Origin of the sequence: Maricaulis sp., assembly GCF_030149425.1 — a bacterium.
Taxonomy (GTDB): Bacteria; Pseudomonadota; Alphaproteobacteria; order Caulobacterales; family Maricaulaceae; genus Maricaulis.
On sequence record NZ_JASBRQ010000088.1, the window covers coordinates 66,944 to 89,883 of the forward strand.

20 protein-coding genes are annotated in these 22,940 nt (G+C 55.4%); 18 read left to right on the forward strand and 2 right to left on the reverse strand.

Annotation, left to right across the window (positions count from 1 at the left end; all coding sequences use genetic code 11):
* The 3 genes from Q1V57_RS15500 (at nucleotide 1) to Q1V57_RS15510 (ending at nucleotide 3,938) form a co-directional block, all read left to right on the forward strand.
* On the forward strand, nucleotides 1-921 hold the full coding sequence (locus Q1V57_RS15500; RefSeq protein ID WP_300532631.1) for an AAA family ATPase: 921 nt from the start codon (nucleotides 1-3) through the stop codon (nucleotides 919-921).
* Nucleotides 922-1,081: 160 nt separating this feature from the next.
* Entirely contained in the window at nucleotides 1,082-1,594 is a 513-nt protein-coding gene (locus Q1V57_RS15505) for a hypothetical protein (RefSeq protein WP_300532633.1), read from the forward strand.
* 181 nt (nucleotides 1,595-1,775) lie between these two features.
* Complete coding sequence (locus Q1V57_RS15510) at nucleotides 1,776-3,938, forward strand: ATP-binding protein (RefSeq protein ID WP_300532635.1); 2,163 nt, start codon at nucleotides 1,776-1,778, stop codon at nucleotides 3,936-3,938.
* A 47-nt stretch (nucleotides 3,939-3,985) separates the two neighbouring features.
* Here Q1V57_RS15510 and Q1V57_RS15515 read toward each other — a convergent pair whose 3' ends face one another.
* Nucleotides 3,986-5,509 (reverse strand): recombinase family protein, encoded by a 1,524-nt coding sequence (locus tag Q1V57_RS15515; protein ID WP_300532637.1) that lies wholly within the window; start codon nucleotides 5,507-5,509, stop codon nucleotides 3,986-3,988.
* Between the two features lie 325 nt (nucleotides 5,510-5,834).
* Between Q1V57_RS15515 and Q1V57_RS15520 the strand changes: the two genes are divergently transcribed.
* The 7 genes from Q1V57_RS15520 to Q1V57_RS15550 all read left to right on the forward strand — a co-directional run bounded on the left by Q1V57_RS15520 (nucleotide 5,835) and on the right by Q1V57_RS15550 (nucleotide 13,766).
* A complete protein-coding gene (locus tag Q1V57_RS15520; protein ID WP_300532639.1) occupies nucleotides 5,835-7,271 on the forward strand; it encodes a hypothetical protein in 1,437 nt (478 codons plus the stop codon).
* Between the two features lie 274 nt (nucleotides 7,272-7,545).
* On the forward strand, nucleotides 7,546-7,887 hold the full coding sequence (locus tag Q1V57_RS15525) for a DUF3768 domain-containing protein (protein WP_300532640.1): 342 nt from the start codon (nucleotides 7,546-7,548) through the stop codon (nucleotides 7,885-7,887).
* A gap of 114 nt (nucleotides 7,888-8,001) precedes the next feature.
* Nucleotides 8,002-9,204, forward strand: a complete 1,203-nt coding sequence (locus Q1V57_RS15530) for a type IV secretion system DNA-binding domain-containing protein (RefSeq protein WP_300532642.1) — start codon at nucleotides 8,002-8,004, stop codon at nucleotides 9,202-9,204.
* A 72-nt stretch (nucleotides 9,205-9,276) separates the two neighbouring features.
* The gene (locus tag Q1V57_RS15535) at nucleotides 9,277-9,681 is read left to right on the forward strand and encodes a hypothetical protein (RefSeq protein ID WP_300532644.1); all 405 of its coding nucleotides are present in this window, start codon (nucleotides 9,277-9,279) and stop codon (nucleotides 9,679-9,681) included.
* A gap of 5 nt (nucleotides 9,682-9,686) precedes the next feature.
* On the forward strand, nucleotides 9,687-12,524 hold the full coding sequence (locus Q1V57_RS15540; RefSeq protein ID WP_300532646.1) for a type IV secretion system DNA-binding domain-containing protein: 2,838 nt from the start codon (nucleotides 9,687-9,689) through the stop codon (nucleotides 12,522-12,524).
* A gap of 121 nt (nucleotides 12,525-12,645) precedes the next feature.
* Nucleotides 12,646-13,257, forward strand: coding sequence for a site-specific integrase (locus Q1V57_RS15545; RefSeq protein ID WP_300532648.1), 612 nt, complete (start codon nucleotides 12,646-12,648; stop codon nucleotides 13,255-13,257).
* A gap of 116 nt (nucleotides 13,258-13,373) precedes the next feature.
* Nucleotides 13,374-13,766 (forward strand): hypothetical protein, encoded by a 393-nt coding sequence (locus Q1V57_RS15550; RefSeq protein ID WP_300532649.1) that lies wholly within the window; start codon nucleotides 13,374-13,376, stop codon nucleotides 13,764-13,766.
* A gap of 568 nt (nucleotides 13,767-14,334) precedes the next feature.
* Here the strand turns inward: Q1V57_RS15550 and Q1V57_RS15555 are convergent.
* Nucleotides 14,335-14,631, reverse strand: a complete 297-nt coding sequence (locus Q1V57_RS15555; RefSeq protein ID WP_300532651.1) for a hypothetical protein — start codon at nucleotides 14,629-14,631, stop codon at nucleotides 14,335-14,337.
* Nucleotides 14,632-14,947: 316 nt separating this feature from the next.
* Here Q1V57_RS15555 and Q1V57_RS15560 point away from each other — a divergent pair, with 316 nt between their 5' ends.
* From Q1V57_RS15560 to Q1V57_RS15595, 8 genes are all read left to right on the forward strand, one after another.
* Nucleotides 14,948-15,640, forward strand: a complete 693-nt coding sequence (locus Q1V57_RS15560; RefSeq protein ID WP_300532652.1) for a hypothetical protein — start codon at nucleotides 14,948-14,950, stop codon at nucleotides 15,638-15,640.
* A 227-nt stretch (nucleotides 15,641-15,867) separates the two neighbouring features.
* Nucleotides 15,868-16,305 (forward strand): hypothetical protein, encoded by a 438-nt coding sequence (locus Q1V57_RS15565; RefSeq protein ID WP_300532653.1) that lies wholly within the window; start codon nucleotides 15,868-15,870, stop codon nucleotides 16,303-16,305.
* Between the two features lie 174 nt (nucleotides 16,306-16,479).
* Nucleotides 16,480-17,769 (forward strand): hypothetical protein, encoded by a 1,290-nt coding sequence (locus Q1V57_RS15570; RefSeq protein WP_300532655.1) that lies wholly within the window; start codon nucleotides 16,480-16,482, stop codon nucleotides 17,767-17,769.
* Between the two features lie 81 nt (nucleotides 17,770-17,850).
* Nucleotides 17,851-18,060 (forward strand): hypothetical protein, encoded by a 210-nt coding sequence (locus Q1V57_RS15575; protein ID WP_300532657.1) that lies wholly within the window; start codon nucleotides 17,851-17,853, stop codon nucleotides 18,058-18,060.
* A gap of 75 nt (nucleotides 18,061-18,135) precedes the next feature.
* Nucleotides 18,136-19,143 carry a hypothetical protein gene (locus Q1V57_RS15580; RefSeq protein WP_300532659.1) on the forward strand — a complete coding sequence of 336 codons (1,008 nt, stop codon included), beginning with the start codon at nucleotides 18,136-18,138 and terminating at the stop codon, nucleotides 19,141-19,143.
* Nucleotides 19,136-20,365 (forward strand): HlyD family efflux transporter periplasmic adaptor subunit, encoded by a 1,230-nt coding sequence (locus Q1V57_RS15585; protein WP_300532661.1) that lies wholly within the window; start codon nucleotides 19,136-19,138, stop codon nucleotides 20,363-20,365. Before Q1V57_RS15580 ends, Q1V57_RS15585 begins: the two co-directional genes overlap by 8 nt.
* 3 nt (nucleotides 20,366-20,368) lie before the next feature.
* Nucleotides 20,369-22,519, forward strand: a complete 2,151-nt coding sequence (locus Q1V57_RS15590) for a peptidase domain-containing ABC transporter (protein ID WP_300532663.1) — start codon at nucleotides 20,369-20,371, stop codon at nucleotides 22,517-22,519.
* Nucleotides 22,520-22,542: 23 nt separating this feature from the next.
* Entirely contained in the window at nucleotides 22,543-22,887 is a 345-nt protein-coding gene (locus tag Q1V57_RS15595) for a thioredoxin family protein (RefSeq protein ID WP_300532665.1), read from the forward strand.
* Nucleotides 22,888-22,940 lie beyond the last annotated feature (53 nt).

A 22,940-nucleotide genomic window follows, 5' to 3' on the forward strand; every position in this document is an offset into this window, starting at 1 on the left:
ATGGCAGATCAGAATCTTTTTGGTGCCACCGTCCAGTTGCCTGACATCGACGCGAACGAGCGGTTGAGCCGCTTGGTTGGAATGGACGATAAAATCGCCCGACTATCCAAAATGTTGGGAGTTCTGGTCGACCCAAACGCGTTGCAGGCGTGGGCTCAAAGACATCATGCTGGCGCAGGAGGTGTTGTTCAGTTGGTTGGTCGACGGCCGCCGTTGGTTGTGCTTGCGGGTGATGTTGGTTCAGGCAAGACCGAACTCGCTGAGACAATCGGTGATCGTGTCGCGAGGGAGCAAAGGATAAGTATCACGCTCTTTCCGCTAAGCCTCTCTACGCGCGGGCAAGGCCGCGTCGGTGAAATGACCCAGCTCCTAACCGAGGCGTTCGACCATGTGGCAGCGTTCTCGGAACGTCTAAAAAACCCGGGCGGAAAAGCTCGTGGCGCGGCTTTGTTCTTAGTGGATGAAGCGGACGCTTTGGCGCAGTCTCGCGAGACAGATCAAATGCACCATGAAGATCGTGCCGGCGTAAACGCCTTCATCCGCGGGATCGACAAATTTGCCAACAATGCACTGCCCGCTGCCGTCATCATGTGCACCAACCGCCTGGGAGCGCTCGACCCGGCTGTACGGCGGCGTTCTGCCGATGTGATTGAGTTCTCTCGCCCCAATCCAGAACAAAGAGCGGCGGTACTGTCACCCTACCTGCAGCAACTTGGTGTCAGTCAGGAGGGGGTGCGCCAGATTGTTTCCGCGACGGGACCCAGCCAAGCCCGAGAGGTCGGGTTTACGTATTCGGACCTGACGCAACGGCTTTTGCCTACGATCGTTCTAGAAGCGTTCCCAAATCATCCGGTTAGTGAGCAGCGAGCGATCGAGATTGCCCGCAATCTCGCCGCAACACCCCCATTCAAAGCGTCTTGAGCTCTGGGAGGGCTTGATATTCTGAGAATTTAATGGGTGTCCGGATTAGAAAGCTTCGGCGCTATCTTGTTCCCAACTGCGCGCACATAGGCATTTTTTCTGGTCTACTTTTCTAACTATTGCGCAAGGCAGGTGCGCACAGTTTCCGGTATGGTGAATTATGATGTGGGATTTCGTTCAGGCGGCCTTTCCTTATTTGCGATTGATCTTGTCGCTATTCGTTGTGGCTGGTGTGGTTTATGCAGGCTATTTGACGGTAATCGGATTTTTGCCGGCGCTTTGGCGGCTTGGGAACGGACTCCGTCACAAGAAGATAGCGGTTTTTGCATCGGGAGATACGCTTACAAGTCTTGTGGACCTTCTCGGGGACACCAAGCTTTTCACCAAAAAAAATATCGTTGCGGTGAGTAGGCTGAACGACTTGGGGCGGGCCGAAAATGCACAAACCTATCTGGTTCATTGGCCTGACTGGGGAGTGGACGGACTTCGTCGAATTCTGACTTTGAAAAAAGATCAAACAGCCCTGGTCGTTTACGCTCCACATGCAGGCGGTCGAGTGGATAACGAGGCCATTGACGAGCTAGAGCGGCATCGCAATGTTGTCTTGGTCAATTTCCGCGGTCGCCTCCTGAATGACATCATTATCAGTATGATCACCGCAGGCCATGAGTGAGATTGTCCCTAGTTGCTCTCAGGGTTGGGGGGGAAGTTTGGACGACACTACGTGTCGGCCAGCAGCCTAGGATTTCCATTGGGTGTCTAGCAGTGTTGCGAAGGTCGCTCAGTGGGCTAGTGCTATCCGACGCCCTCATCGCACGTTATGGTAGTCTAAAGCTATCATGGCAGGGTGGGCAGTGGCGCAAATCGAAAAGCTCAAGCAGCCAGGACGGGTGGTCGTACTGGCGTTGAATGTTCTAGCAGCAGCTAGCATCCACTTCTTTATCTTTGGAACAATTGTCCCGACCGGATCTGGTGAAAGTGTGTGGTATCTAGCTGCCATCGCGCACTGGATAATTGTTCTTGTCGCGGCCCCATTCTTCAATCCGCCAAAAGACGCACTGAGTACCGCAATTACTGTTGCTGTGCTGCTCGGCACGATCGACCTTTCACCCACTGGGCAGTTTCAACTCACTCTGGAAGTAGCCCGATACTCCTTCCTGACTTACGCACTAATCGTAGCCGCGGGAGCCCTGACAGCGATCTTCTTCCTTAAGTCGGGGAAGTGGGTCGGCGAAGTTGCCTACCGCCTGACGGGGGCGCTAGGTAGAAGCGACATTCTATTCACGCCGGCGGTGGTAATTAGCGCTGTTGGTTTCTACCAAAGCGACCTCGTCGCGACAGTGGTCATCCTCGCTTTCTGGACAGCTTTCATCCTCGTTGAGCCATTCGATCTGATCGGCCGAGTGTTCAACTATGTTCGCAGTCGAAGTGAGTTGGATAAGGCGCGCGAGTTTTCGGGGGTTGTGCTTCGAATTGACGACCCTGGGATTGTTCGTGTCCGGCTAGAGGGCAAGCGCTCACGTTGGAAGTTGACCAATGTCCATCTCGCTTACCTTCCAGGTGGGCGACCGAAGTACGTCCTGCCCCTGTTTTCGCAAACCCAGAACGAAGAGGTGCTGGGAACAGGAATAATTTGCGATACTCCAACCGGCATCGAAGCGACTGACACTGAAAAGGGGTTAGTCTTCCAGCTGCCCGATGGTGACGATCAGCCCAAGTCTGCAGACTTGACCAAGTCACTTTCTGGCGTGGACCACGAGAGCAGGCTGGTCGGGATCGTGGTTGAGAATTCCACGATCGAAACAATACGCTTCCAGGTTGTTCGTGGTGCGCAGCTAAGCGAGGGAATGGTCGTTTTTGCTAACGTGAGAGGCGAAATGGTCCATTTTCAGGTGCTTGATGCGAGTACGGCTGAAGAGAGCTTCGAGCAAAATCCATTCGGAGCACACATCGTCACAGCTTCTCAGTTAGGGGTCTATGATGACGAGAAGGGGTTTCTGAAATACCCATGGCTTCCGGACATGAACCAACCAATTTTCTGGCAAGTTGATAAGGTGGCCACACAGCAGCCGGATGTTGAGGGAATCCTATATCTCGGAGAGGTGCCTGACACTGGCTACCGAGTGCCAATCGTTCAAGACGATCTTCGAGCATATCACTCCGCCATCCTTGGTGTGACCGGGACGGGAAAGACGGAGTTTGTGTTTGATTTGCTGCGAGACGCTGTCAATCGTGGAAACAAGGTGTTTGTAGTCGACTTTACAGGAGAGTATGTCCAACGCCTTGCCGATCTTAACCCGATTTCGATGGGAGTTTCCGCGGAGACAATCGAAAAATTTGAAGGCCTTCTGTTCGACGTGGACACCGGCGAATACAGGGCTTCGGCAGAGAAAAAAGAACTCAAGAAGTTTGTCGACGAAGTTCGACCTGCTGTGAACGCGGAAGTTTCGGAATTTCTTGAAAGCGAAGATGCAGATAAGAAGATTGCTATTTTTGAGCTGCCTGAAATCAGCAACACTAAAGCAACAATTCAAGCTACTGAAATGTATATCTCGACGATTATGAATTGGGCGCGTTCCAATAGATGCGCGCGTGAAATTCTAATTGTCCTTGAAGAGGCTCACACTATCATTCCCGAACAAACATTTGCTGCGGATAAGGATACTCAATGGGTTGTTGGTAAAATTGGACAGATTGCTCTGCAAGGTCGAAAGTACGGAGTAGGTCTCATGCTTGTCTCACAGAGAACGGCATTGGTTAGTAAAACGATTTTATCGCAATGTAATACTCATTTTGTTCACAGCCTCGTCGATCAAACCAGCCTGTCTTATCTCGAAAATGTACTTGGAAAACAGCATATAAAAGCAATACCAAACTTGCGCTTTTTGGAATTCATTGCGCATGGAAAAGCGATCAAGAGCGAACGTCCACTAATAGCCAGGAGGGTCGAGGATCCTGCTAAACGTGAAGCCAGCGCCGCACTAAACAAGCCGCTTAAGCAAGAGGAAGCCGATTAGTGTCGCCGAACGTGAAAGTTAGCACGTAAGCAGAGAATTCGATCAGGTTAGTGTCGCTTCATTTCCGTGGTTTTGGCATGGTCATGTGCACCCTGTGCAAACCACCACGTCAAAGTTCGAATAATGGCACTCATCGGGCAGCCAGTCGGGATGGAAGTGCGTTTTGCGAGCAGTTCGTAGGCAAAATGCAGCTCAACAGAGAGCTTTTTTCCATCCACCCAAAAGTTCGCGCACGTCTCATTTAGCAATTCCAGAGATTCTGGCGCATTTGCTGAGAAATGGCTCAACCGCGGGCTTTGAGCGAGTTCGCACATTTTGCGAACTCGATCACGATTTTCACCCCGTGTGGCCCCAATATTCGAACTTTCGTGTTCGGCCTCCGCGATCTGCATCAGCAGGTTTTCCTGTCGGCTTCGATACACCTCGTCTGAAATCGTGCCATCGATAAGGAGGTCTGTTAGCCGCTCCAGGCGCTGTTTCAATTGCTGTATTCGCAAGCTGATCTTCTTTCGATTTTCAGTTTCCTGAGCCCGAAAATCGTTCTTGAGATCCTGATGAGCGGCGATGAGCGCTTTCGCCTCGGCCTTCGAAATCTGGATGGTGGATAGGACGGCCTGGATCTGTCCGTCCACCATGTCTTCTCGAATGCAGCACCCACTGCAGCCGCGGGTCCGACATCGATAATAGACCCGACCCTTTTGGAGTTCTCCGATCAGATAGCCTTCGCACCTCTTGCATCGCAGCCGGCGCTTGTAGCAGAAGCGGTGTCGTCTGAGCTTCTCACCGGATTTACCCTGCAAGATCGATTGAACGCGCTTGAATTGGTGGGGCGAGATCAGTGGTTCATGTATTCCCTTGAACGCCTCACCTGTTTTCTGAACCCGCATGATCCCGGCGTAGAATGGGTTGTTTAGCATCCGGCCGATCATGCTTACGGAGAGAGGTTTGCCCGATGCGCTTCGAAGACCCATCGCTGTGATCTTCTCCCGCAATGTCGTGATGGAATACTGTCCGGTCGCGTAGAGGTCGAAAGCCTCTCGAACCAACGGGCCTCTCAATGGATCGACCGCCTTGGGCTTGCCGCCGCCTTGGTTGAGATATCCGACCGGGGCCGGGAGAGGATACAGTCCCTGTTTTAGCCGGCCATAGAATCCTTTTTTGGTCTCCTCGCGTAGATTGCGAATGGTGTCCGCAGCGAACGCAACGAGGATGTCAGCGGTCAGCCGTCCGCTTCGGGAAGAAAAGTCGATATCTTCGTTCGCAAAGTAGAGCTTGACACCAAGCTCCGTGAGTTCACCTAAATCTGCCCAATCGCGGAAATTTCTCGTGCCGCGATCGACGCGGTGCAGGATCACCCCCTCAGCCTTTTTGCGGCGTAGCTGTTTGAGCATTTGCCCGAAAACAGGCCGTCCCTGCTTGGCGGCGGTTTGCCGCTCTTCAAACCACTCGGTTACGGTGAGCTGCCTGCGGTCAGCGTACTGTTGGATTGCGCTGCGTTGCTCTTGGAGCGATACGCCCTTGTGGCCTTGCTTGACCGTTGAGACGCGAATGTAAGCGTAATAATTTCCCATAAATCAATTAGTTATAGATTCATAGGATAGAATCTTGATCGCAAAGAGTCGAATCTCGTTGGGTGGTCTTCCTCGCGTGCTCCTCAAATTCGGTCCGCAGCACAATCCTTTCGACAAGCGCGATGAAACGTAAGAGCCGGTCCTCCTCGACCTGGATTTGCTCCTCAGTGAAGTCCACCGGGAGGAGTTTCCGGAGAAACTCAATTCGAGGACGTTTGTGAGGTGTATCGGACATAAGACCTCTCAGGATACGCCTCGGGGGAGCGATGCAGTAGGCGTGGGCATTTGCACCATCCGCACATCCCCACGTCTGGTTTGAGGCGGGGTGCTCAAGCTAGCCTTGAGGCATATGCCAGATCACAAACCGGACGCTCCGAAACAGCCGGAGCGCACACAAAGCAAACCCAACAGAACCACTATCCAGATCGTCTCGGGCATCGGTCCCAATCGCGAGTTGATCGAGACGATCTTCGACGCGAACAAGGAGCGAGCGCGGCTCGCAATCTGGAAAAATCAAAAGGCCGCAATCGTTGATACGTATGCGCCGGATGAGGTCACCCGCTATGTCCCGCTTTCAAGCGCGGGAGCACTCGTCGAGCATGGAGTGGTACGTTTCCCAGATGAGCCCATGCGCTATGGGGAAACGTCGGACCTGCTCAGCGCCATCCGGTCTTACATCCACAAATATGTCGATGTTTCAGAAGCCTTCGAACGCCTGGCCGCCAACTATGTCCTTCTGACCTGGGTCTATGACCGCTTCAACGAGCTTCCATACCTCCGCAGACGCGGAGACTACGGGACCGGCAAAACCCGCTTCCTCACAGTGGTGGGATCGATCTGCTACAAGCCAATATTCGCCGGAGGAGCATCGACCACCTCGCCGATTTTCCACCTGCTCAACCGCATCGGCGGCACGCTGGTGATCGACGAGGCGGACTTTCGTTTCTCCGATGAAAGCGCGCTCATCGCGAAGATCCTCAACGCCGGCAATGTGAAGGGCTACCCGGTGCTTCGCAGCGAGAGCATCAATGGCAAGGACTTTCGGCCGCGCGCCTTCAAAGTGTTCGGGCCGAAGATTGTCGGCATGCGGGGGCGCTATGATGATCCGGCGCTTGAAAGCCGATTCCTCACTGAGACCTCATCCAATCCATCCGACCGAAAAGACGTGCCGATCAATCTGCCGAGTGATCAGGCGGCAGAGGCCGCCGTGCTGCGCTCGAAACTGCTGCAATATCGGTTCGATAATTTCGAGCGTTTCGGAGAGCCCAAGCCATTAGGACCGGAAGCGCCCAACATCGAGCCGCGCATGCGCCAAATCCTGAGCCCGCTCCTATCCATTGCGGAGGATGAAACAGACCGCTTGGCGATCCTCGCTCATGCCTCGGTTGCCCAAGAGCGGCTGCGCGAAGCGCGGGGGCAGACGCTTGAAGCCGAGGTGCTCACCGTCATCCGCAAGCTCATGCTGGGCGAAGACGGCGCCGGTGTGAGCATGCAGGAAATCGCGAAGGTGCACGGCCGCGCGTATCTCGACAGTGTGAGCAAGCCTCTGGCCGCGCGTGCGGTGGGGCATATCGTCCGCACGAAGCTCAATTTGAAGACCACCAAGAGCCATGGCGTCTTCATCATCCACAAAGCGGAAATCCCGGCGCTCAAGACGCTCTATGAACGCTACGACATTACCGAAGAGGATGTCGCACATTTATGCGAGCAGCTCGGAGAAACGCTTCGCGTAGAGGTGGGGGATGTTGAGGGACGTTCCTGAGATAGGGGCGCCATACAACCCTATAAACCAAGCATAGCGCTGTTTTGGAGTATGGGTGCCGTACAACGTCCCCCGACGTCCTCAATGTCCTCATGTGCACAGCGTGCACATGCCCACGTCTACTCCTCAAAGCGCTGCCTTGAGACAATGGCAAGGCGCAGGAGTTTGCCTGCCTGCGTGATCTGCCCGGATGGGCTCAGTCGGATGCACCGGTCTTTCGGTGTCGTCCGCCGGCACCGATTGGCGGTGCCGGCGACGCGATACGGAGAGAACTATGGAAACCACAGCAGAGTGCAGAACCTGCACGATCCGCGAGCTCAATGATGCGCTGCGGACGAAGGGAGAAGGCGGCCGCCTCATGATGACACGAGGCGTCTACAAAAGAGGCGATGCTTTCATTCTGGCAGCTTTCGCAGCCGTTCGGGACTTCGACGACTTCACCCAGGAGAATGATCCCTATGGGGATCATGATTTTGGGCGGGTGGTGATCAAGGGTGAGCCGCTTCTCTGGAAGATCGACTACTATGATGAGAACCTGGAATTCGGCTCGGACGATCCGTCCGATCCGGAGAAAACCACCCGCGTGCTTACCCTCATGTTCGCAGATGAATACTAGCTCTTTGGCTCCGCCTGTCGCGGAGCCTTTTCTTATTCAAGGCGTGGGCGTTTGCGCGTCTCGCACATCCCCACGTCTACGGGTCGGTCGCGGGGTCCGGTAGGCTTAGCACCTATGCCATTCCAGCATCCCTCCCGTATTCGCTACTTCGCACGCCTTCGGCACCGCGATGATAATCGCCTCTTTGGAATTCGGCCGGCTGACCGTGCTTCGCACATATACATCGTCGGAAAGACGGGAACGGGCAAAACCACGCTGCTCGAGACGATGCTGTCCGGCGATATTCGCGACGGGCTCGGCTGCGCGCTCCTCGACCCCCATGGCGATCTGGCACATCGCCTGTGGACGCGCATGGGCAAACGCCAGAAACGGTGTGCCGTCTATATCGACCCGGCCGATCCATCATGCGCAGCCAGCTTTAATCCGCTGGTTCGCGTCAGCGCGCCTCTGCGGCCGCTCGTGGCGGCCGGGCTCCTCGATGTCTTCAAGATGATGTGGAGCGATGCCTGGGGTTCGCGCATGGAGCATGTGTTGCGCAATGCGCTCCTGGCGCTCCTTGATCAGCCCAAGGCGACATTGCCGGATATTCTCGCGCTGATCTCGGATGACGCGTTTCGGATAGGCGCGTTACCTTATATCCAAAACGCTCAAGTTCGGCGCTATTGGGAACATGAGTTTCCAAACTACGCCAAGCGCTATCGGGGCGACGCAATCGCGCCGATCCAGTCGAAGGTGGGGGCACTCTTAGCCGACCCGCGTCTCTATCGGTTTTTCACGGGCGAGAAGAACGCCTTGCGGCTCCGCCCGATCATGGACGAAGGCAAGGTGCTCATCGTCAACCTCTCCAAAGGCCGTCTGGGCGGCGACAGCTCGGCACTCCTGGGCGGTGTACTCACGACGATGCTGGGCGTTGCCGCGTTTTCCCGCGTGGCGATAGCGGAGGAGAAGCGTCGGCCGTTCTACATCTATGTCGACGAGTTCCAGACCTTCACGACCCTCGCCTTCGCCGAAATGATGGCGGAGATGCGCAAGACCGGCGTTGCGCTCATCTTGGCGCATCAGTTCTTAAGCCAGGTGAGCTTGCCGGTCCGCCATTCGGTCTTGGGGAATGCTGGAACGCTCATCGCCTTTCGTGTGGGAGCGGAGGATGCGGCCTATCTGGCCAAGGAATTCGAGCCCAATTTTGAGAGGCTCGATCTCATCAATCTCGCCAATTACGACATCTGCCTGCGCCTCATGATCGAGGGGGCTCCAAGCCGCCCCTTCAGCGCGACGACAATCCTCCCGCAAGCCATTAAACGCCCCTGGACGCGTTAAACAAGCAAGCGACTCGCTAAGGTTGTTTGTTTCGTGATATTCAATTCCCACAAGAACGACAGAGAGGATGGCATGCAACTGAAAATCCGCAGGAGCCAGAAGTCAGGGCTTACCGGTACGCCGATTTTTGTCCTCGACGTGATGGCGGAGCTCAATTCGGAAGAGACCGAGCTGGTCAGCAAGTATCGGCTGAGCAAGCAGCTCGTCTATCAGTCAGACGCCGCGGCTGCGAACCGCGACAATGCGATCAATGGGCGGCTTTCGGCATTCGGCGGCGTGATGATGGATCGGCTGACCAAGCGATCCTTCTCGCTGGGTGATCTCGTGAACGGCCAACATATCGAGTGCAAGGACCTCAACGAGGTGATCGGCACCGAGGTCCAGGTCCATGAGGCGTGCAAGAACATACGCGCTTATTTGGACGTGGCGCGCAGTTTCGATGGCACGGAACAGATCCTAGAGGTCGAGCCGGCCTAACTTGAATGGGCGACGATCTACTCTCAGACATCGCACGCTGGTGGCGGGAGGGTGCACAAGCTAGCGCAAATCAGCCTTCGTTTGGGCCGACGGTCGGACGCGGGCTTTTCTCCAATTGGTTCCTCACCGAACGAGACCGTGAGGTTCAAGAGCTTGTTGCGCTCCATGCGAGCGTCGAGGCGATGCACGACGCGTCGATGCTGGCAGGGGAGCGTCCGGTCGCCGCGATCGTGAGCGACATCATGCTCCGCGCATTCGCGGGGCGGGCGGAAGGGCTGTTCGAGCCGCTCGTGCACGCCCTTTACGATCCCCTCTACGATCTCGTTTTCGATGAGTTTGTCTGGTTCCCTCGATACGATGACGGCGATATTGGCCGCCTGGAAATGGCGACCCGCGTGGACCTGCGAGCTTACTTGCGTCGCAAGGAGGGCTTGTACGCGTCGCTCGATGAGGCGCTGGAAGCTGCCAAGTGTTCGATCATCGATCTCTTGGCGTCTCTGCTGGACGACATGGCCGCTGACGGGCTTTTTGCTGGAGAAGCCGACCCAAGCGCTCTAACGCTCGATATGAGCGTCTCAGGCGTCCTCAGCGACGCAAGAGGGGCGATCGACGACATACTTTCCACCTTCTGCAGCGAAAGCCGATCACTTCGCAAAGGCGAGTTGTTCGTTCCGGTGCGTGAGCAGCTCATGCGGAACCTCTTCTTCGCGTCGGGGCTCAAACCGGCAGCAGCTCATGCACCGCACACCGACCGTCCGTTCGTGATGGCGTCCCAGGCGAAGCCAGCGCCCGTGCCTGATTTGGTCGAAACCTATCTTCGATACACTCCGCTCAAAGCGCTCCTCGATGCGCCCTTGCCTATCACTATCCCGGAGCAAGTGCGCTCAGAGCACGCGCTCATTCTCGGCGGCTCGGGGCACGGCAAGACGCAATTGCTCCAGACCTTGATCCTGCACGACCTCCAACAGGAAGGCGCGGCATCGCCGGGCGTGATCGTCATTGATAGCCAAGGCGATCTGATCGAGACGTTGGCGCGTCTCCCGATCTTCGACCCCGACGCAGAACACTCGCTCAGCGATCGGCTGGTTCTGATCGATCCCGCCGACATCGAGTTTCCGGTCGCGCTCAATCTCTTTGCCTTCGACCAGGCGCGACTGGGGGAGTATTCGCGCGCCGACCGCCAACGCGTCCTCAATTCCGTGATCGATCTTTATGAGTATTTCTTCACGGCACTACTCGGGGCGGAGCTGACGCAGAAGCAAGGCGTGGTCTTCCGCTATCTCGCGCGGCTGATGCTGGAAATCCCAGATGCCACGGTTCAAACGCTGCGCGAGCTGATGGAGGACGGCAAACCGTTCAAACCGTACATGGCGCAGTTGGAAGGTTCCGCCCGCCGCTTCTTCCAAACCGAGTTCTTCTCGCCGGGCTTTGCAGCGACCAAGAAGCAGATCCTTCGGCGGTTGTGGGGCGTGCTCGCCAATGAAGTGTTCGAGCGCATGTTCTCGCACCCGGAAAACAAGGTTGATCTCTTCGGCGCGATGAATGAGGGCAAGATCATCCTCATAAACACGGCCAAGGACCTCCTGAAGGCGGAAGGGTGTTCGATCTTCGGGCGGTTCTTTATCGCCAAGATCGCCCAGGCCGCACTGGAGCGGGCAACGCTCCCCGAGAATGAAAGGCGTGCCGTCCACGTCTATATCGACGAAGCGCACGACTATTTCGACGAAACGCTGGAACAGCTCTTCAACCAGGCGCGCAAATACCGCGTTGGGCTCCATGTCGCCGCTCAGAACCTCGATCAAATGCCCACGCGGTTGCGATCGACCGTCATGGCGTCCACATCGCTGAAGTTCGCGGGCGGTGTCTCCGCGCGCGATGCGCGCCAGTTGGCCGACGACATGCGCACAGATGCGGCTTTCATCCAGGCGACGCGCAAGCGCGCCGGCCGTTCTGAATTTGCGACCTATGTGAAGAACCGAACGCCTAACGCCATCTACGTGAATGTCGAGCTTGGCCGGATCAACAAGCTTGGCGCGATGGACGATGACCGGTTCCAGGCTCTGATGGACCAGAACCGGGTGCGTTATTGCGTGCCTCTCGACGAGATCGAAGATCTCATCCGCGAGGACACGCGCGCACCTGTGCAAGAGCAAGCGGACGACATTCCATCGCGAGAAAGCGCGCCTGTAACGCCGATCAACGAAGAGTGCTCTGCGTCTCAGGATGCGAATGCGGCGGAGTCAGAAGCACCGCCGCCAGCACGGCCAAGTGAGCCGCAGCCGGTCGACGATCGGCGCGAGGAAATCGATCGCTACGTCGCCGGTGTTGGCGGGCGTGAGCACAAGAAATGGCAAGACCGTGTTCGCGCGATCGGGCATGAGCGTGGCTTCAAAGCGACGATTGAGCAGACCGTTCTGGGTGGGAAGGGGAGTGTCGATGTCGCGCTGGAACGGGACGATCTCACAATCGCCGTCGAAGTTTCTAATACCACCGACGTCAATCACGAGCTTGGCAATGCTGCAAAGTGTGTCGAGGCCGGGTTTTCGGAGACCTATCTCCTCGTCCCCGATCCCAAGAAGCGGGGGAAGATCGCCCAAGCGCTTGAGGAACGTTTGCGGGGAGAGAGCGGTGGAGTGGTCTTCGCAGTGGGGGTTGAAGAACTTATCCAAGCGTTAGACAGGCACGCCGCAAAGCTCTCCTCGACGGAGGAAACGATCAGGGGCTACCGTGTGCGAACGAACTTCAGCCCGGTCTCTCCGGAGGAGGCCAAATTCAAGCGCGAAACCATCGCCAAAATCCTGGCTCGATCGAGCAAGCCAAGCGATCCGCCAGACGACGCCTAAGTGGCGTGAATTCACGAAAAATGGTTAAATTTGAACACTATAGTGCATAGTGTTTATCAGCTAACAGCCCGCGTCAACAACTGATCGACTAATTGGATCAATATGCCGGGTGCAGGGCTTTATGCTTTTCGATTTGCAGGGGCGAAGGAAGTACCTCTCGCCACAAGAGCGCGATAAGTTCATTCGCTCGTCCAAAAAAATGCCAGTCGCGGAACGATTGTTTTGTCTGCTTATGGCCTACACGGGGTGCAGGCCCAGTGAGGCCCTTGAATTTCGCAAATCCCAAATTGATTTGGATATGAAAGCGGTTGTACTGCGCACTTTGAAAAAACGCGGGCCCGAACCGGCTTACCGCGTAGTTCCAATACCGGACTGGATGCTCCAGGAATTGATTGGGTTTGCAGACCGCATGTCCGACGATAGCCGCATATGGCCGTGGTGCCGAACCACCGGATGGAGTGTAGTCAAGCGAGCGATGGCGAGGGCAGGCATAGTGGGCGGTCATGCCAGCCCGAAGGGACTGAGGCACGGTTTTGCCGTATTTGCTATCCAGGCTGGCGTTCCTCTGAATTTAGTTCAACGCTGGCTTGGGCACGCAAGCATCGAGACGACGGCGATTTATGCGAATGCGATAGGCGACGAGGAGCGAACGATCGCAGCGCGTTTGTGGGGCGATTGTTGTTCTAGGCGTTCGGCCCAGTCGAACGCACCGTATTTCATCGACGGCCCATGAGGTGTCCAACGTGACAGGGCAGCCTAGTTCTTCTGGGCGTGAGCTTCTAGCAAGCTATCCACAGTGAGAGGGTGTAATCCAATCCGATTTGAAATGTTTCGGTATGATGCATAGGTATGAAAAATAATACCAAAATCGGGTTTGCAGCACTCTTTCCGAGAGGGCTAATCCTTACAGCCGGCGGTCTTGCAGTTCCAAGCTTCGTATTCGCGCAAGAGGTGGTCAATAGCTTACAAGACTTAGGTGTTCTGATAACCGATTTTATCAATGACACCTTGGTCGTTCTCATATTCGCGATTGCGTTCGTGGTATTTCTTTGGGGGCTTGTGTCGAGTTTTATTTTTGGCGGTGCCGATCCAGAGAAGCGCGCGAAAGGGCAGCAGCTTATGTTGTGGGGCTTGATTGCGTTCTTTGTGATGATTTCCGTTTGGGGGATCGTAAATCTCTTAGTTGGGAGTATCGATCTTGACACAACTCCTCAGCTTCCAGTTGTCCCGATTGGAGATTAGGCGGCTGCATTCCAAAGAGGTCGCGAGTGGACGCGATAAGGCTTCGCCCGCGACGGAACTCGTACGGTCAACTTGGTTCACTATTGGGCAGGCGTATGGTGCCCTCGTTGGTTCCCCGCACCAAGCACGCAGATGACCGTCGCACGTGCACAACCCAACGATCGATCGGTCCTTCTTGGCATAGATGCCAACCGATGCCAGTTTGAGGGAATGGTGTGCTTAGGCGAGAAATACCTCGTGATCGCTATGGGAGGCCCGCCGTGGTGGTAAGAGAAGTGATCGAAGCGCGTTTTGGAAAGCGGCACAAATACGAGATCATTAGATCAACCGCACCTTTCACCACGAGTTTTAGTATTCACCGCGATGGTTCGCGTTGGAAAAGTGATATCGCTACTCTGCCAAGAGCAATTGAAATTGTCGAAAAACACATTCGACTAAGGGATTGATTTTGAGCCGATAGGCATTCATCGGCATTCGCGACCGTCGAGAGTGGGTCGGAAGTGCCTACGACATTGCCTGGCCGTTCCCGCTTCGAGCTCCGAATAGTTGGGCCGTGCGCGAATTCATTTCACCGCCGCCGGTTTTCAATTTCGCTAATCGCTGCCCAAGCATCAGCTTCTGTTTCGAATTGAAGAACCTCATCCTCTCCGCTCGAATAGTCAATTATAAACCATTTGGGAGATCGCAGAGCATGAGAAAGGCCCCAGACGCAGCCCGCTGTCACAATGGCGGACGCCATAAACGCCCGCTCAGTTTGGAACACTAGAAATACTGAAAACGCGATAAAACCCACTAAAACGCCGATCCAGCCCCAATCGCGGGAATACTGCACAGGTGGAGAAGTAGTAGGTTCGTCTGTCATCACGCGCTACTTCGATGGGTCCATACCCCCTTTTACAGTATCAAGACTGCAGCAACAATCAAGAGGCTCGTTTTACGGTCGTTTTCGATGCTTCCCGGCTCGGCGTTCATTCGGCGGCTGTTCCTAGCTGCCCGCGAGCGTCCGGTTCGCTGTGCCACTATGAGTGTTCCGGAGGAGGCGGCATTCGCGCGGTAAGGTTGAACACTATGCACTAAAGTGTTCAACGCAGGGGGATCTCATGCGCTTTGGTGCCCAAACCGTCCGCATCGCTAAGCGGGCGGTGCTTTTAGCTTCACTGACAATTCCTGTTTCGGGCTGCGTGGCCGCCGCCCCAGCCATCATGATGGCGGCCTCGGGTATCGCGGTCGCAACTAGCGTCTACGGCGGATACAAGGTCTACCAATCCGTTTCGGGCGGTGAGATCGGCGTCGAGTTTGAGGATGAGCACATTCATCCGTCCGCCCAGAGCACCTTGAGGGACGCCGACGTGCTCGCGTTCTGGGTCTCTCCGGACCGCTCGCTCGTCGAAGCCGCGCAGATCGCGGAAACGGAAATCTCCTTCGACCAGATCATCACGCCGGCCACGACCGGCGCCCGCATCCGGCAAACCGATATCCCGACCGAGCTTGCGCAGATGACAAGGCGTGAGCAGGACGAGGCCTTCGCCAGGGCTGCGGACATTCTCGATGCGGACCTCATCGTCGGTGTGGTCAAACTTGGTGTCGAGCACGAGACCAATATGCTCTCGCTTCAACGCGCAACCCTGACCCAGAACTATCGCGTCATCCTCTATAGCCCGACTTATGGCCGGCTCTGGACCTCGAACCTTGGCGCTGTCGCACGGCTTGGCGGCAGCTTACCGAGCGATAACGAAGCGCAGGCCATTGTCGGACGGGCAATTATCGATCGGCTCAAAGATATCGCTTCTGGCAATACCGATCGCGAGCGGACCGCGGCACTCACAGCACCGATGAGCTGTGCCCAGGACGTGGTAGGCCAATGCGTGCGCTGAGAATAAGCCTTGGGGCGGCGTGTGCCGCCTTGCTGGCCAGTGCCGACACTGGCGCGCAGAGCGCACGAGGCTGGTCGGGAACGCTTCGTATCGAATACGCGCCCACGCGGGTGGTTGGGCACATGATGGCGAGCGCGACCTTTCCAGGCGGCGGTGGAATTGCGGTGACATGCTCATCGGAACGGACGGACTTTACGCCGTGCTCGAACGAGTTGTGGGGAGCATTCATGGAGCCGCCGCGCTCTGCGCGCTACGTCGTCATCCGCATCTACAAAGATGGTGCGGTCGTGCTCTCGGATGTGGTTGCTCGAAATGAATTCACCGCGCTTCCAAGGAGCGTGGCGGTGAGCTGGGACGTGTCGGCCAGTTCGGCGGGGGCCTATTGGTCGGTGCTCGCAGAAGGTGGACCGATCACGGTTGAGCTTCTTGATGCAAACGGGCTCGGTCAGCCAATCCCGTACGCTGAACACACCCTCGATATTCCAGCCTTGCCGCAAAGAGCCGTTGATGCCGTCCGGACGATGCGCACCTCCGACCTTCGTCCAAGCCAGTGGGCGAGAGAGGTCCTCGGTGGGTGTGCGGAGCACTTGGTTGGAACGCGTAGCATCGTGGACGTCGAGCTGTCCGGGCCTCTATTTGAGCGCGAAGAGTGTCGCCCTTGGTAAGCGCGCTCCGTAACAGTCCTATGTGTTTTGTATTGTTTGAAAGTTGCCTTTAATCGCGAGGAATCGATGAGCGATCCTCAGAAGATTTAAGGAGGGTCAGCTGAATATAAGCAATCATAGATTGCTTTCCTGTCTCGGCGATATAGGCTTTGCCGAGGCAGCTGAGGATAAAAAATGCGCGTTGATTTAGGCGAGCTGGTCGTGATCGCTGGTTGTGCCGTTGCTTTGGTAACGCCTGATGCCCTAGCCGATGATGAAGTGGTCCTTGAGAGGATCAACGAGAGTTTTGTTCTTGAAAGGGATGGGCGCTACCTGGAAGCTCTCGTGCTGATCGAAAGTATCGCAGAGCCAGGCAGTTATGCTCAGTTAGTTGGAGAGAGGTCTGGCACCCTCAGGGCGTATATGGGGGACGAGGTCGGTGCATTTGAGGGATTTCGAGCTTCGTACGCCGGAGACGAGGTCGCTTCTGTTACCAATCTCGAAGGCGAGCCGTTTAACCCGGAGCGAGCGATCGAAGCGATACGGATACTAGCCGCTGATCATCAAGTCGTGATGATCAATGAGGCGCACAATGTGTCGCGCCATCGAGACTTTACGAGAAGGTTGATTGAAGCATTAAACGAGGATGGCTTCACAGCCTTCGCCGCAGAAGGGTTTGCGCCAAACGTTTCCGGGCAGGTCGCGTCTGCTAACGGGCCGACACGAACAGCGTCGGCTTATGTCCACGACCCGTTCTTCGCAGAGATGATTGAAAGAGCGGTCGAGGCTGGAATGGATCTTGTCCCCTATGAGGTCCGGCGCGATCAGCGATGTCAGCCAGATTGTTCACCTCAGGAATACAGATGGGCACGAGAGCTTATTCAAGCCCAGAATCTCGCGGCATACTTCGAAAATAATCCCTCAGCTCGAATGATTGTGCATGTCGGGTACATGCACCATGCAGAGTTAGTCTCCGCAAATGACCCCAACCGCGGATATATGGGCGGACACTTCACAAGATTGACGGGGATCGATCCGCTGACGATCGATCAAACTCACGGAACGCCGAGAGCGCACCCGCCGTCACGGGCGCTCAACGATCATATTCAATCTACCTACGGCATCACGGAATCTACGGTGTTCTATACCTCAAGCGGCGTAGCTTTCTCAGAAGCACGAAACATCGACCTCTCTGTATTTCATCCTGAGGTTGGCCAGATGGACGGCAGGCCCGGTTGGATTTTTGCAAGCAGCGCCCGTGAACCTGTAGTCCTTTCGAGCGCATTGTTGCCAGATACGCTTCCGCTACTTGTCCAGGCGCGCCCCGTCGGCGCTAACGTCGACACAATTCCGGTTGATCAGCTTTTGATAGAGACGCCGTCGGAGAGCTTTACGTTGGCGCTCCCGCCCGGAACGTACGACCTGTATGTGCAAAGGCCTGAAGCCGAGAATATTCGCCTTGAGGGGCCGATCAGTGTGCCTTAGTCAATGCGACACGCCTGGATGGTTGACTCTTTCGAAATAACTAAAAATAGTATCGACTTTCAACCTTAACAGGAGGGACTTATGAGCCTTGCTCGCACTGTAGACCAAACCCCGTTTATCCTTTCGAAGGCCGTTTCGGCGCCGGAGGAAATCGACATCAACTCTGCTGAGCTCGATGCGATTTCCGGCGGGGCGTGCATCAACACGACGACCGTCTACGCGGACGGTTCTCCGCCGACGCACTGCAGCACGGATGACTGTGATTCCCAGGACGATCAGATTGGTCTGTAAGAACCAATTCGAGTTGATCTGAGGCGAGGTGCGCGTCAGCGTGCCTCGCCTCGCTCATTGCGGGGGTAGGGGAAGGTGAAAACCAAAATTGTAGCTGTCGGATCTCGAGCAGACGAACACGTCCAGCATGTGGCCGATGAACTGGCTTCATTAGGCGTGAGCCTAAAGATCCTCGACTATCTCGAGACGACATCTTCAACTTTCAGCACAACACGTGGCTGGGAGCGATTAGAGGCTTCTGATTTTCGAACCGGCGAAGTGGAAAAAATTGATGGAAGTGAATGCGTGTTTTGGTGGAGGGACAAATATTTCTTTGATTTAGTTCATAGTGAAACCCAGCAATATCAGAAATTTGCATCTTCAACTAAGCGGACCAACTTATTAAGTTACTTCCGCCATTCGGAAGCGCGTATAACAAATTCCCCATTCAAGACGCAAGAAAAGGGTGGCAAGTTATTTCAGCTTCGCTTTGCAGAAAGTGCAGGCTTCACTCTGCCGCCCTCTATTGTTAGTAGCTCTCGCACTGACATATTGAGTTTTGCTGCCGAGCATCGGAACGTTATCGTAAAGCCTCTTCAACTCAGTATAGCTCCGCCAGTTGCCGCCGATCCGATGAGCGTCAAGTACGTTTTTACTCGAGATGTAACTGTTGAGGAGCTTGCCTTAACATCGGAGCAGGCAATTGCCGCCTGTCCAGCGATCTACCAGAGAAAGATCACGGATCGGGCGTTTGAAGTAAGAATGGTAGTCTTTTATGACCAATGCGTCGCTTACAAAAACGACGCCCGTGGAAGTGTCGAATCCAATCCGGATTGGCGTATAGCGTTCCAGTCGAAGATTTGTGATCGCATAAATCCGCCTCACTCCATCCGAGAAGCGGCCATTCGTTACTTGAGCGACGTTGGCCTTGAAGCGGGTGTTTTCGATTTTATCGTCGACGACACAGGCCAATACTGGTTTCTCGAATGCAACGCGAATGGTCAATGGGCTTGGCTCGAGATAGGGGCGGATACAAGAGACATCTCCAGCATATTCGCTGACGGGCTTTTGCGCTTTGCTGCAATGGAAGAAGTCTATGGCTGAAGCAGGGAAACGCGAGATGCAGGCGGCCAATGGTGGAGGCTACTCAATCGAAGCATCCGCCCCTGTTCGGGTGACGCCGCCTGGTTCCCTGTTGAGTACTTTTTTCCTTGCCCTATTGGTCCTTTTGGCGTTCGGCGGGGTGGTGTTTGTGCGAGTGCCGACCACGATCGAGATGTCTGGTTGGCTAGCTCCGGCTGACGGCGAGATTCAACTGCGCGTTCCCGGTCAGGCGAGGGTGGTGGAGATCGCGGTCCGGGAAGGCGAAGAGGTTGTTGGAGGCCAAGTGCTGGCCGTGCTGTCACCTGACCGGGCTTCAATTACCGGACTGAATGCGAACGAAAATGCACTTGCCTCTCTCTCCCAACAGATCGCGATTATTGACGGGCGAGTTGTCGAAATTGAGCAGCAAAATCGAAATCAACGTGAAGCATGGGAAATTCGGATAGCCGCGATGCGCGCTGACCTGGAAGATGCTGCCGAGCTTTTCCGACTTCAAGAAGAACTGATCGCCCTAGCACGGCGTCAGTATGATTCCATGGCGGCGTTGGTAGCACGCGGCTCTGGAGCACAGACCACGTTGGACGATCGGTATGCTGCTTTCCTATTAGCCCAAAGGGAAGCGCTTGAATTGGAGAATACACAACGTTCTCTGGAAACGAGCATCCAAGAACTTTCGCTTCAGTCCGCAGCTTCTGGGCACGAAACGCAAGCGCTGCTACATCAACTTCGACAAGAGCGCGCGGTTCTCGAACAGCGACACGCAGAAATCCTCGTCGAACGCGAGTACTCAATATTGGCACCAGCGTCAGGTGTGGTCGGAACAATCCCAAATAGAGAAGGCGACAGCGTTACCGCCGGCGATTTGTTGCTGACCGTCCTACCTGGCAACTCCGAGCTGCAGGCTCACATTCTGGCTTCGTCTGAGCTGATTGGGGCGATCCATACCGGGCAAGAAGTGCGGCTGCGCTACGAGGCTTTTCCCTACCAGAGGTTCGGTGAACAAGCCGGCGAAATCGTTCACATTAGCGGCAGTGCCACAAGCGCAGAGGCCATCTCGTCCCCCATCGATTTCCAAGGTTCAGTCTATCGCACCATTGTCCAACTGCAGGACGGCGCCATCGTTGACGGTAGCTCTTTCATTCCATTGCAGGCCGGGATGCTCGTAACGGCCCGCGCGGTCACCGGTGAGGTGACAGTTCTCCAGATGCTGCTTGGGCGATAAGCAATGGTAGGAAGTCCGTTTCGAAGCTCGGTTTTTCACGGCCGAAACTTGCCGCTGATCCTGCAAGCCGAGGCGGCTGAGTGCGGCCTTGCGTGCGTAGCGATGATTGCAGCCTTTCACGGTCACGAAATCGGATTGAACGGGCTTCGTCGGCGGTTCTCCGTATCGATGAGCGGCGCGCGGTTGAGCGATCTTGTGCGACTAGCTGACAGTCTAAGACTATCGAGTAGGGCCTTCCGCGCTGATGCTCGGCACCTCAATTCGTTGCGGTTGCCCTGCATACTACATTGGGACATGAAACATTTTGTCGTTCTGAAGTCGGTGCGGCGTGGACAGGCTGTTGTGCATGATCCAGGCGCCGGTATTCGCGAAATGAGCCTTGAACGCCTAAACGAGCACTATACGGGTGTGGCTCTTGAGCTCTCTCCGCGCGAGGATTTTGAACCGGAGCAGATCGGCGAGCGTCTCAAAATAACCAGCTTACTTGGGCGCGTGCCCGGGGTTGGGCAGGCCATCACCCGAATTGTCGCACTCTCAGTCCTTGTGCAGGTGTTCGCGCTTATTGCTCCTGTTTTTGTTCAAGTCGTAATCGATCGTGCAATTCCAACGCTAAATGTCGGTTTTCTCGTTACGCTGGCCGTGAGCTTTCTCGGGGCGTTTGTATTGGCGGCAATGACGTCGGCGCTGAGAAGTTGGTCATCGCTTTTTCTGTCTCAGTCGCTCTCGTTTGCCTCCATGGGACGGCTTGTGAATCACCTGCTTCGTCTCCCTCCACACTACTTTGAACGCCGCAGCGTAGGGGATGTGCTTTCCCGCGTGCAGTCGACGGTACCGCTGCAGGCGCTATTGGCAGAAGGATTGCCGACAATCGTGCTAGACGGCTTCCTCGCGGTTACAATGCTGGCTGTGCTCTTCGTATATGATCCGCTTATCGGACTTGTTGTCGCACTGGGTGGAGCGTTCTCGCTTATTGCAACGACGATGATCGCAAAAATCATGCGAGTGAGGCAGGACGAAAATGTTGTTGCGACAGCACGCGAGCAGACTCACCTCATCGAGACGATCAGAGCTGCCTCGGCGGTGAAGCTCTTTGGTGTGGAAGCTCAGCGGGAGAACACTTGGAAAAATAGGTTCGCGCACGCGATTTCTACGCGGACTTCGCTCGAACAGCTTCGAATTTTGCTGCGTTTCATTCTTGAAGCGAGTTCTAGCCTGATCACCGTTCTGATCGTTGCATTTGCCGCCACCCGCGTAATGGGTGGCCAAATGTCGATCGGAGCCATGACTGCTGTCTTGGCCTATCGCCTTACCTTTGATGGCCGGCTGACGGCGTTGACGACTGAACTCACTCGTTTTGTTCTTATGGAGACGCATGCGCAGCGACTGGGTGATATTGTTCAGTCGGATCCGGAAAATTTGAACGAGGACGAGTTATCTTTTGCCCTGCCGGAAGTTGAGGGTGCAATCGAGTTTTCGAAGGTTGCATTCCGGTACTCCGAAACGGATCCACTTATTCTCGACGACGTGACCTTTGAGATCCCTCAGGGGGCCTTTGCCGTGTTCACAGGCAGGTCGGGCGGCGGCAAGACGACCCTAATAAAGCTGCTGCTTGCGATTGAGCAGCCGACGGCAGGGGAAATTGCGATAGACGCGATTCCGCTGATGCATAGAAGCATTCGCGATTGGCGGGCGAATGTTGGGGTGGTGATGCAGAATGATCAACTTTTCTCCGGCTCCATTGCCGAAAATATCTCGTTCTTTGATCCGGAGATGGATTTTGCGGCAATAGAGGAGGCCGCGCGTATGGCGGATATCCATGAGGACATCATGAACAAGCCGATGGGGTACAGAAGTTTGATCGGTGACATGGGTTCGACGCTATCGGGGGGGCAGTACCAAAGAGTGCTGCTGGCGAGGGCACTCTATAGAAAGCCAAAAGTTCTCATTCTGGATGAAGGCACTGCTAACCTGGACCGAGAAACCGAAGCGCGCATCGCCGATGTCGTTCAGTCGCTGGATATAACTAGGATCGCGATAGCGCATCGACCAGCGCTCATCGAGCGGGCTGATCTGCACTTTGAAGTTTCCGGGGGAACCGTCGTGTCTGGTGATGCAACGGTCAACGATCATCGTCGAAATCTTCAACAAGTCTAATTTGATCTCGCGTGGGGCATCAGATGAACGAAAAAGCATCCCTGACCGATGAAGATCCCGTGTTTGTTCGCGGCAAAACAATATTGGTGTTTTCGATTGATGGATGTGATCCGTGCACCGCTTTGGCGCAGTACATGCGAGAGCAAGACTGGGAACGTGACCAGATCGCTGTTCGGTACATCAAATTCGTGCCGGGGGACGACCAGATACGGGGCCTGATCAGGCGGTTTAAGGTTCCTACCTACCCGACCGTTGTGTTCCTGCGGGATGGGGACGAGGTTCGGAAGTTTTCGGGCTTCTCGCCCGGCGATACATTGGATGAACACCTAGATTGGATCGGATTTCGGGGAACAGGCCTGAACCGTTGATGCGCCCCGATTACGCGCAAGTCAAAATTCGCCCTGTCCAGTGAATGAAATAG